We start from the raw sequence: 11,430 nt of genomic DNA, 5'->3' as shown, positions 1-11,430 counted from the left end.
CTTTCAGTGAGATCGTCAAGCGATCTGTCTTAACTGATCGGCATTAGCCAAATTGGCAGCCTTTTTCAGTTTAAGACTCGGGGAAGTGCTTATTGCAAAGGACTAAAGCCATTTGCTGCGAGCCACACCTTGCATCCAGGCCTGTAAGCCGACGCAGAGCACACATAGGACTTTGTTCGCACCTCCCTTAGCTCGATTTCCTGCGCAGCCAGCCTAAAGGCAGCAACAACAGTGACAACCATCCCAGTGAACCACCACTGTCACGCTCCCAGTCAAACACCACTATGCTGACCGTTTCCGTGGTGCTATTACCCTTGGAGTCACTCACCTTCAGATTGAAAGTCAGCAAATCGCCAGGACCACCCACTTCAGGCGCTGTCAGCTCCAACTTGGCCGCCGAGCTGTCAAACTTCAGCGGCGCGCCGGCGATCTGAGTCCAGTGATAGCTGACCGAATCACCATTGGGATCGGCCGAGGCTGATGCATCGATAACAAAGCTATTACGCTCTGCCACTCGGTCGGGTGCATTGACTTTGATAACAGGAGCACCTTCTTTGACATCAAACAGATACTCCTGAGTCAATACCTCGGCGGTATCATTGACAACGGTATTGCTCAGTATCAGCTTATTACCCAGCCCCTGTTTACGCGGGATAAACTTGAAACTCAGTGTTTTGGCCGGATCGCCAGTTTGCATCACATGAGTCCAACTCAATACTCCTTGAGCCAGCTCCCCTTGGTCGCTGATAGCCGTGACTTCATGCCCTTCCGGCACCATGGCCTTGATCTGATACTCCCGAGCCTCAAGGGAAGTATTGGCAGCGATAGTTACTGTCATGGTTACTGGCTGCCCAGGGGTCATCTCACCACTGAGTACACTGGCCGCAGGCATCTGCACATCATCAACGACCCGGTTGAAAGCAACCGGCAAGTTCTTGGCGGCGACATTGGCATCACTGGACGTCAGAGTTACCACAGCATAACCCAGGTCGCTAGCGACAAAATTATCCTTCCAGGCGAACTTCAGTGAGAAGTCCTCGTTGTCACCTGTCTTGGTCAGAGTAAAATTGTCCTGAGCCGGACCTGCCTCTACCACAGAAGTTTTCAGGGTGAAGGGATCTTCGGCATTGGCGGCTGAAGCCTCATAGTTTTGCACAAAGATATAATAGTCACCGGTTTCTGGATTACTGATACTGACAGATTCATCAGAACCAGCTCTGGCCGATTGGCCGACAAGGGCATCCAACGACCCGTCACTGTCTCTGTCTATCGCCACATAGAGATCCAAATCCGGGGAATTGGTGGCAGTAATAGTCGTATTAAACAGCTTTGCCCCCTCTTCAACCCTGTAGGCAACGAAGGCGACACCATCGGTAATGTCGTCCAGGAAGCTACCAACATTTGAATCTTGCTTCAATACCGCCTCAAAACTGTCGGCCAGTGCCAAGGCAGAGACTTCTGCATCCAGTCCAGTCATATCAAGCGATTTAAGCTCGTTGAAAGTCAGCTCGTCAGCATCTCGTCCCGCCCTGATGGTAAAGCTGTCCGGCAAGTTATCACGGGCAGCTTTAACCGCCACAGGCATAGCCGCATCAGGGTGGTTGCTCGAGGTCAACAGCAGATTACCAAACGCCCAATCACTTGAGCTCACCCCAGTGATATCGGCGGTGACAGTCACCACCTGCGACTGCCCTTTGGTCAGAGTGAAGTTTTCTGGTGAAACCGTTATTTTCAACCCTTCAGTCGTCGCTACTCCGGCAGCGCTCCATACGCCATCTTTGGTAGCCGTGACTTTTCGCTTCCAGCTGCAACTATTAACACATTGGCTACTGGACATACTGGGAAGATTCAAACGTCTTGGATCACCACCGAGCTCTGGGTTGGCAAACTCATAATTGTCCGCCAACTCATCCATGACAAGCCCAGTCTTGGCGGCCAAATCCACCCGTATCCGCCCGGCTCCCACATCAAACGGATCCGCGGTAGTTTTACCATCTGCCTTGGTCATGGCACTGGCTGTTGTTGCTGTCAGCATCAAGGCTGAACGGATATTATCCGGCGTCCACTCTGGATGAGCCGACTTCAGCAGCGCCCCAGCGCCCGCCACATGAGGACTCGACATAGAAGTACCGGACATCAGGGTATAATCAGCAGGATCAGTACCTGTCACTTCATGGCCATACTGTTCATCGGCGTAAGCGGCATAGATGTCCACACCCGGAGCTGAAATCGACGGCGCAATCACGTCGAAGTAACGGTTTGGTCCAAGTAGAGAGAAACTTCCCAACACATCGGCCTGACGCTCAACGGCCGATGGAGTGGCATTGATTTTGGCCACCAAGCCTGGCGTAGCCGCCAGCGCATCCACGACGGCCAAACCGTCAATATTGCCGATGAAAACAGAAGGGATACTGGTGTTACCAAGTCCGGACATCTTGTTTCTGACGTTGCCTTCACCGTCTTTGTTAAAGACAATAACCCCTACTGCACCCGCCTCTTTGGCATTATTGACCTTGTCGGCGAAGTTACAGCCGCCGCGCTTAATCAGCGCCAACTGCTCCTTGAACGCATCGGCGGCAAAGGCGTTGCAACCTTCGAAATTATCAGCAGCCAAGTCACCTGCGTACACCAAAGGTGCGCTGATGTCTGTAGTAATCACCGGCCCGGTTCCCTGAGTGTAATCCAGCAGGTCACCGTTGAATTCGAGAGTGGAGCGCACTTCGCGGTTATGGGTTGATGCCGCGACTGAGGTATACCAAGGCGCATTCTTGGGTGAAGAAAAGGGAACTTGATTAACCGATGCAGAGGTATTTCCGGCCGATACGGCAGAGAAAATTCCGGCATTACGGGCTGCCAGGAAGCTCATTTCAGTGGAACTAGCCCAAGGGAAACCACCGCCGCTGATGGAATAGTTGATCACATCCACTCCATCGGCAATGGCATCATCCAACGCCTTGAGAATCGCCGATGTGGGGCAACCTGAGTATCTATCGCCATTGTTGCCCGGACGGCAGATCTGATAGGCAACAATATTGGCATGGGGAGCGACCCCGGAGATTTGTGTAAACTCGAGTCCGGTCTCAATGCCATCCCCTTGAGCCTCACCGACCTCACCGACAACATAAGGGACATTCTTAAGGATATTTCCCGCTGCCGTACCGGCAGTGTGAGAACCATGACCACCATAATCCTCACCATTCTTGGCAGGAGGTGTTGGACCAAAGACCTCCCCATCATCATAACTATCGGTAATCTCAGGATAACTTCTGACTCCGATCAGCTTATCGTTACACATGTCAGAGAACTCTACCGCACAGTCACCGACGTAGACACCTTGTCCCCAGGGATTGGTATGGTCATAACCATCACCCCCAATATCCGCAAAGGATGGATGATCACTGTTGATCCCCGAATCGATCACCCCGACTATGACCCCTTCCCCCATAGCCTGAGTCCCTGTAGCACTGCCGTCCCACACTTTGGGAGAACCTATCATGTTCTGGCTGCTGTCGGTATCCATTGAATAAAGGCTTTCCCGCTCAATGAAAGCTACTTCGGGTAACTTGGACAGGGCTTCTGCCTGCTGCTGATCCATGGTGACCGCCAGCCCATTAAAGGCATAGTGATACCTGACCTTAGCCTGTAACTGAACCCCTTGGGCCGCAGCACTCATTAAAAAGTTCTGTTGCTTGGCATTCAAATACTTCACGTAGGACTTCACCGCCACACTGGCGGTATTCAGCTTGGGGGCCTTTTGGGACGCCAACCCTTGACTTCGCTGTGGACTGGTGGCTTCAAGCCCGGCAATACCACCGGCATAATTCGCCACAGAGGGATCTTTAAGGCGCACTATATAAGTGTATTTCCCCTCAGCAAGTCCTGGTTCCCTGACAAACTTATGTTGCCCCATCTCTTGCTGTTGTCCTTTGCGACCGCTGGATGCACTAAGCAGATCTGAAGAAATAAATGGATCTGAAACGCTCAACGGCGCGGCCTGGGTATGGCATGACATGGATAACAGCGCTGCTGAAACAGCTATTGCAACTTGACTCTTCAATTGTCTACTCCCATTAAGACTGTTTATTGTTGTTTTATGTTTCCGTTTTAAAAAACACCCTAAATACAAGGGCGCCAAACATTTGTAACACCTATGGATACAATTGAAAAACAAATACACAAAAAATTACAATTTATCAGCCATTTACAGAATGATAGACGTTAAACTCCGGCTCACACCGGGACCTAACTTAATCAGAAAGAGTAAAGTAGTTGGTCATCACCTTGTAGAGCTCAGTCCCTTGGTGCACAGACGCCGAGGCAAAATGCAGCACGGGGATCACATCTTCCTCAAGTGAGAGCTTGGTAACCTCTGTGCCAACATCGACTCGATCGAGCCTGAGAATATTGACCAGAGGCGCGCCGGCGGGCAAAGGCACTCCCGGCTCGGCCAGATACTCCACCATACCGGCCATGGGTGCGTGAAACTTTCGATAGTCTTTCAGCAAACAAGCAAAACGCGGCATCACCTGCGGCAGTACGCTTTGGGCTATCACCTCTCTATAGCTCAGATAACTTAATATTCCTTCCGCATCCCGACTGGCATCGGCAAGATCGATACGCTCCTGACTGCCAAGCTCCAAAGTAAAGGCCGATACTGCGACTTTTAGATCTCGCCCCCTATTCTTGGCATAGTCGCTGAGTTGCCACCAGGGATTAAAGGCCGCTTCATCCATGGCACCGCCAAAGCCTTTAGGCATCACCAAGGTGTAGGGAATATGAAAGTAGTCGGCAGCTGACAGCTCATACTCGGGACAATAAAGGTGTTTACAGGACTTGGGGCCGGTGTGCAGATCCAGCACTATGTCAGCGCCATGTGCCAGTTTCTGCAGATTGAGCGCCAATCTCTGGCCGGTCGTCACTCCCCAGGGATTGGCCAATGCCTGTTCACAGTTGGCAATGAGAAGCTGACGAAAAGCATCAAACAGTGCTTGCTCCGGCAGCTCACTATACTGCGGATACCAGTCATCCAGATGGACGACCTGCTCAAGATAGGCTCGGTTCCAGTTAATACCTGTGATGGGATCGAAGCGGCCCAAGGTAAACTCACCGCTTTTCTGGTTGATCCCCAAGGGGTTGGCCAAAGGCACCAGAGTGACATCTCCCAGAGGCGGATGCGCCTTGAAGTACTGCAACAATTGCAAGATCACCGCATTGCCCTGTACCTCGGCGCCATGCACATTGGCCTGAATATAGACGCTGGGCGCCGAATGACCGGTGCCTTTGAAGCGATATATGGGGATGGTCAGAGGCTGACCTGCGGCCAGCTCCCCAACCTGCAGGTGTTCAAGCTGCATCCTGAGCACCTTCAAATAAGTTACGATGCAAAGCGGCCACCACATCACCGGCTTCGGCTTCAGACACCAAGACACAGAGATTGTGTGGACTGGCACCCTGACAGATCATTCGGACGTTATGGGGTTCGAGCACTTCAAATACCCGGCGACAGATCCCGGCGGTAGTGGCTATCTTGTTGCCAATGATCGCTACCAGGGCCAGCTTGTCTTCCACCCGCACCCGGCAGTTTTGCGATAACTCCTGCAGCAGAGCTTCCGTCAGAAGCCCCTTACCGGCTGAATCTGAGCCTGTTTTGTCCAGGGTCAGCGACACATTCACCTCTGAGGTGGTAATGAGATCGACACTGATCTTGTGCCGCGCCAACACAGCAAAGGTCTCAGCCAAAAAGCCCTGGGCATGCAACATCTGCAAACTATGCAAGTTAAGCAGGGTCTGATCTCGTCTCACGGCAACGGCCCTGAATACCGGCTCATCTTCCACTTGATGGCGGATCCAGGTGCCGCCTTTTTCCGGCGCCCGACTGGAACCGACAAACACTTGGATCTGTTGGCGCACCGCCGGCAAGATGGTGGCAGGGTGTAACACCTTGGCGCCAAAAGTAGCCATCTCCGCCGCCTCATTAAAACTGATTTCTGCGATAGGCCTGGCGTTGGGAGCCAGTCTGGGATCTGTGGTGTAAATCCCTTCTACATCGGTCCAGATCTCAACCGCATCGGCTTGCAAAGCTTCTGCCAACAGAGCCGCGGAATAATCACTGCCGCCACGCCCAAGGGTAGTGGTTCGCCCCTCGGCATCGGCACCGATAAACCCCTGGGTCACCAACAGTTGCTGCTCAAGCAAGGGTTGTAATTTCTCTGTCGCCAGTCGCTTCAGTTCGGCGATTTGTGGTTCGGCCTTGCCGAAATGGCTATCGGTACGCATCACCTGACGCACATCAAAGGCGCTGGCCTTGGCACCGCGTTCTCTCAATACCGCGGCAAACAGCGCTGAAGAGCATTGCTCACCAAGGGACAGGATCTCATCAACCATAGCATTACTCGGCCCCTGCAACAGCTTGGCACTGAGCGTTGCCATACGGCTGAGCAAGGCATCCAGCGCCGCGGCAACAGCAGCAGGTCTACCAAGTTTGTCCAGAATCGCATATTGAATGCTGGCAATATCTTTCAATAATTTGAGACGGCGCTCATCCCCCATGTCTGCCTGAGACAACTCCACCAACAGATTGGTTACGCCACTGGATGCACTCACCACAACCAGACGAGTAGCCGAATTTCCAAGCACTATATCGGCACAGCGATTCATCGCCTGATAATCGGCAACTGAGGTACCGCCAAACTTGGCAACAACAAGAGACATCAGCGCATTCCCCCACAGGCAGGTGACAGGGAAAGGTCGACAACGAGAATAGACTTCATGAGTTAAGCTCCGAACAGATAACGTTCGAAGAGCCTGGTGCTGAGATAACGCACCCCAAAGTAGGGACAAAGCGATCGTCACCAGAAGCTCTCCACCAAAAACCAGGTGACAGCCGCCAGGATTCAGCCTGACCAACCGACCGGAGAGCGTTACCAATACGCATCCCGACCTCGGCGTTAATCTCCCTCATGAGCCGTCATAGGAAATTGGTTTCCTCTGACTCACTACCTAGTTAACGCTCCTCTTCTGTTCCTTTCTTGCGAAAGGGATGAAAAAATTAGCAATAAAGCCCTTATGAAGTCAATGCTAATTTGCATCTGATGAAATATCCTCAACTTATTTATCACTAAGTTCAGGTAATTCATTGACCAAACGAGCTCGGCTTGCAAATAATCCAAGCTCTATTTCATGCTTGCCTTTATGGCAGGGCACTAATGTCAGTAAGCCTTTATCCACATAATAAAGTGCATTCTGACGGTACTTGAATGCCAGTTCGATTGCCGCAGCCTTATCCAAAAACAGGGCCCAACTTTTTTCCATATGACTGAGATCATCGGCAGCGCCTATGATCGCCCGGTAAGGAATGCCCAGCTTATCAATATCGTGTTGTAGCTGCCGATCGAGAAGACGGTTCTGGCAGGAAGTCAATTTTTGCCCCAGAGGGTTATGGGCGGTGACAATGGCAAAAGGAACAGCGGAAGAAAACGACTGAGTCAAAAAAAAGCATGCGCTCTGGTAGTACTGCCAGAGACTTTCAAATGCAGCATCCATTGTAGTATCTGTCTCTAATGAACCGGAGTTATTCTAGCAAAGGCTTACGAAATCCCCTAGCCCCGTGAGCAAGCTCACAGTAAGACAAAACACAAAACGCTTAAGTTTCAATATCTAACATAAAAACTTGTGACTTAGATCATAGTTAAACATTAATTTGTTAACATTTCATTTGTTAACAAATGCCTAATCCTAGTACAATGGATTGTATCGACAGAGACCTAGAGTTAAGCGTGTGACCAGGCTAGCGCCATTACGCGACAGCATAAGTCTCTAATGATAACGACTCTGTACCAAATGTAATCTGGTTTTAAGATCGCATTTTCTGGATTTTCCATGTCTTTCAGGAACTAAATCCCGCCACTGGGAATCCTAGAGAGTACAGTTCGCGCCTCTCCAGGTGGAGAGCATACTTTTTGCTAATCATGAAGTGTGTTGCCGTTTCATTTCAGTTTTGAACAGCACTTACGTGAACCCTGTGAATGTTGGCGTTTTAGAGAGTATAGCGGAGCGTCACCCGCGCTCATGGTTAGATAAACTGATTTAATTAGGTAAATAACATGCAAAACCCGCACATTCTGATCGTTGAAGATGAAGCCGTTACCCGTAACACGCTGAGAAGTATTTTCGAGGCAGAAGGTTATGTGGTAACCGAAGCCAATGATGGCGCAGAGATGCACAAAGCCTTGCAGGAAAACAAGGTGAACCTGGTGGTTATGGATATCAATCTGCCAGGTAAGAATGGTTTGCTGTTGGCGCGGGAGTTGCGCGAAATCAACAATATCGGCCTCATCTTCCTTACCGGTCGTGATAACGAAGTAGACAAGATCTTGGGCCTGGAAATCGGTGCCGATGATTACATCACCAAACCGTTCAACCCTCGTGAGTTGACTATTCGTGCCCGCAACCTGCTGACTCGTGTCAACAGCTCAGGAGCTGAAATTGAAGAAAAGGCCGCCGTGGAACATTATCGTTTCAATGGTTGGAGCCTGGAGATCAACAGCCGTTCACTGGTCAGCCCTCAGGGTGAGTCTTACAAGCTGCCGCGTAGCGAATTCCGCGCCATGCTGCACTTTGTGGAAAACCCAGGCAAGATCCTCAGCCGCGCCGAGTTGCTGATGAAGATGACCGGCCGTGAGCTTAAGCCACATGACCGTACTGTTGATGTGACTATCCGCCGTATCCGTAAGCACTTCGAAAGTGTGCCTGATACACCGGAAATCATCGCCACCATCCACGGCGAAGGCTACCGTTTCTGCGGTAATCTGGAAGACTGATAAACACGCGTTATCGGCCCTGAACAAAGCCAGCTTATCGAGCTGGCTTTTGTTTATCTGCTATCACCACTCCCCCTTCTACTGATATTTGCTGGTGATTTCCTCACGGTAATGCTCTGCCAATCCCAGCGCCTTTATCTTAGATAGCTCCTTTATCTTAGGTAGCTCCTTTGCCACATATGCCAGTTTCGGAAACAGTTGCCATACGATTGCCCATTGATATTCAGCGGCATCCGCCGAACTGAGTACAAACTTGATTCTGCTGGCTTAGTGGCACTGGATATTCGCCCATAAAAAAACCCGCCATCAAGGCGGGTTTTTATCAGGATAATTAATCCTTATTTCTTGGCTGCGTTACGAGCCTTGGTTTCTGCGATAACAGTCTCAGCCACGTTGGCAGGACATGGAGCATAGTGAGAGAACTCCATGGAGAACTGACCACGACCAGAAGTCATGGTACGCAGGTGACCGATGTAACCGAACATTTCTGCCAGTGGCACGTCAGCCTTAACACGTACGCCAGTCAGACCAGCTTCCTGATCCTTGATCATACCGCGACGACGGTTCAGGTCACCGATAACGTCACCAACGTGATCGTCTGGAGTAAACACGTCAACCTTCATCACAGGTTCCAGCAACTGAGGCTTGGCCTTAGGCATAGACTGACGGAATGCACCCTTGGCAGCGATTTCAAACGCGATCGCTGAGGAGTCAACTGCGTGGTAACCACCGTCGAACAGTTCAACTTCAACGTCCAGTACTGGGAAGCCAGCCAGAGGACCTTCGTTCATCATGTCTTCGAAGCCGCTTTCAACTGCTGGCCAGAATTCACGAGGTACGTTACCACCAACAACGCTGGAGGTGAACTTGAAGCCACTACCAGCTTCGCCTGGACGGATGCGGTAGTCGATCTTACCGAACTGACCAGAACCACCAGACTGCTTCTTGTGAGTGTAGCTGTCTTCAACGGCTTGAGTGATGGTTTCACGGTAAGCTACCTGTGGAGCACCAACAGTCAGTTCAACACCGTGAGTACGCTTCAGGATGTCTACTTTGATGTCCAGGTGCAATTCACCCATACCCTTAAGGATGGTTTCACCGGTTTCCTGGTCGGTTTCAACCTGGAATGATGGATCTTCTGCAACCATCTTACCCAGAGCAACACCCAGCTTCTCAGAAGCGCCTTTGTCCTTAGGAGTTACAGCGATAGAGATTACTGGATCAGGGAAGATCATAGGCTCAAGAGTACATTCGTGCTTAGGATCACACAGAGTGTGACCAGTCTGAACGTTCTTCATACCTACAACGGCGATGATGTCACCGGCTTGAGCAGAGTCGATCTCTTTACGATCGTTAGCGTGCATCTCAACCATACGGCCGATACGCTCGGTCTTACCGGTAGCAGAGTTCAGGATAGTGTCACCTTTCTTCAGCTTACCAGAGTAGACACGGATAAAGGTCAGGGCGCCGAAACGGTCATCCATGATCTTGAACGCCAGAGCGCGCAGTGGCTCATCGGCAGATACAGTAGCGACTTCACCGGTTTCTTCACCAGTTTCTGGGTCAGTCAGAGGCTGAGGCTCAACTTCTGTTGGAGATGGCAGGTAGTCAACAACCGCATCCAGAACCAGCTGCATACCCTTATTACGGTAAGCAGAACCACAGTAAGTGGGGAAGAATGACAGATTGATGGTACCCTTACGGATACAACGCTTCAGATCTTCGATAGAAGGCTCTTCACCTTCCATGTAAGCTTCCATCAGGTCGTCGTCCTGCTCAACGGCAGTCTCAACCAGGTGCTCACGGTACTCTTCAACCAGATCAACCATGTCTTCTGGAACTTCTTCTACAGAGTAGTTTTCTGGCAGACCAGAGTCATCCCATACATAAGCTTTACGGTTCAGAACGTCAACAACGCCCTTAAACTCATCTTCAACGCCGATAGGCAGAGTCATAACCAATGGAGTCGCAGCCAGAACGCGCTTGATCTGACCTACAACACGCAGGAAGTCGGCACCCATACGGTCCAACTTGTTTACGAAGATGATACGAGCAACTTCAGATTCGTTAGCATAACGCCAGTTGGTTTCGGACTGAGGCTCAACACCACCGGAACCACAGAATACACCGATACCGCCGTCCAGAACTTTCAGAGAACGATATACTTCAACTGTGAAGTCAACGTGTCCGGGTGTGTCGATGACGTTGAAACGGTGATCTTTCCAGAAGCAACTTACCGCAGCAGACTGAATGGTAATACCGCGCTCGGCTTCCTGCTCCATGAAGTCAGTAGTAGTGGTACCGTCGTGGCTGTCACCCATCTTGTGGATTTTGCCGGTCAGTTTCAGGATACGTTCTGTGGTAGTGGTTTTACCCGCGTCAACGTGAGCAAAAATACCAATGTTTCTGTATTTTGATAAGTCAGTCATGATTCAACTTCAAATGATTAGTTAATAGGAGACGGAGTATGCCACTTCAAAGCTGCGACAGACGGAACCCCATAAATAAGGCGCGTATTATAACACCGAAACCCCCATAGGCTGCAATCAGCAGTTTCAATTTTCACCAGTTTGTCACCGCTAACGAATAAAAAAAATAAAACACCATAAAT

At 50.7% G+C, this 11,430-nt stretch carries 6 protein-coding genes and 1 riboswitch; of the genes, 1 reads left to right on the top strand and 5 read right to left on the bottom strand.

The window, feature by feature from the left end; all coding sequences use genetic code 11:
* Window positions 1-187: 187 nt before the first annotated feature.
* The 4 genes from RC73_RS21450 to RC73_RS15745 form a co-directional block, all read right to left on the bottom strand.
* Window positions 188-4,057, bottom strand: a complete 3,870-nt coding sequence (locus tag RC73_RS21450) for a S8 family serine peptidase (protein ID WP_039035543.1) — start codon at window positions 4,055-4,057, stop codon at window positions 188-190.
* A gap of 190 nt (window positions 4,058-4,247) precedes the next feature.
* Complete coding sequence (locus RC73_RS15755) at window positions 4,248-5,354, bottom strand: succinylglutamate desuccinylase/aspartoacylase family protein (RefSeq protein ID WP_039035542.1); 1,107 nt, start codon at window positions 5,352-5,354, stop codon at window positions 4,248-4,250.
* Entirely contained in the window at window positions 5,344-6,711 is a 1,368-nt protein-coding gene (gene lysC / locus RC73_RS15750; protein ID WP_039035541.1) for a lysine-sensitive aspartokinase 3, read from the bottom strand. The genes RC73_RS15755 and lysC overlap by 11 nt, the downstream gene beginning before the upstream one ends.
* A gap of 136 nt (window positions 6,712-6,847) precedes the next feature.
* Window positions 6,848-7,025: riboswitch (Lysine riboswitch) on the bottom strand.
* An 82-nt stretch (window positions 7,026-7,107) separates the two neighbouring features.
* Complete coding sequence (locus RC73_RS15745; protein WP_039035540.1) at window positions 7,108-7,542, bottom strand: DUF3293 domain-containing protein; 435 nt, start codon at window positions 7,540-7,542, stop codon at window positions 7,108-7,110.
* 560 nt (window positions 7,543-8,102) lie between these two features.
* Here RC73_RS15745 and arcA point away from each other — a divergent pair.
* Window positions 8,103-8,819, top strand: coding sequence for a two-component system response regulator ArcA (gene arcA, locus RC73_RS15740; protein ID WP_039035539.1), 717 nt, complete (start codon window positions 8,103-8,105; stop codon window positions 8,817-8,819).
* A gap of 338 nt (window positions 8,820-9,157) precedes the next feature.
* Here the strand turns inward: arcA and fusA are convergent, their stop codons facing one another.
* Window positions 9,158-11,248, bottom strand: a complete 2,091-nt coding sequence (fusA, locus tag RC73_RS15735; protein WP_039035538.1) for an elongation factor G — start codon at window positions 11,246-11,248, stop codon at window positions 9,158-9,160.
* Between the last annotated feature and the right edge of the window lie 182 nt (window positions 11,249-11,430).

Source organism: Shewanella sp. ECSMB14102, from assembly GCF_000813075.1.
Classification (GTDB): domain Bacteria; phylum Pseudomonadota; class Gammaproteobacteria; order Enterobacterales; family Shewanellaceae; genus Shewanella; species Shewanella indica.
The sequence above is the reverse complement of the archived record's forward strand: the minus strand, read 5'-3'. Positions and strand labels throughout refer to the sequence as shown.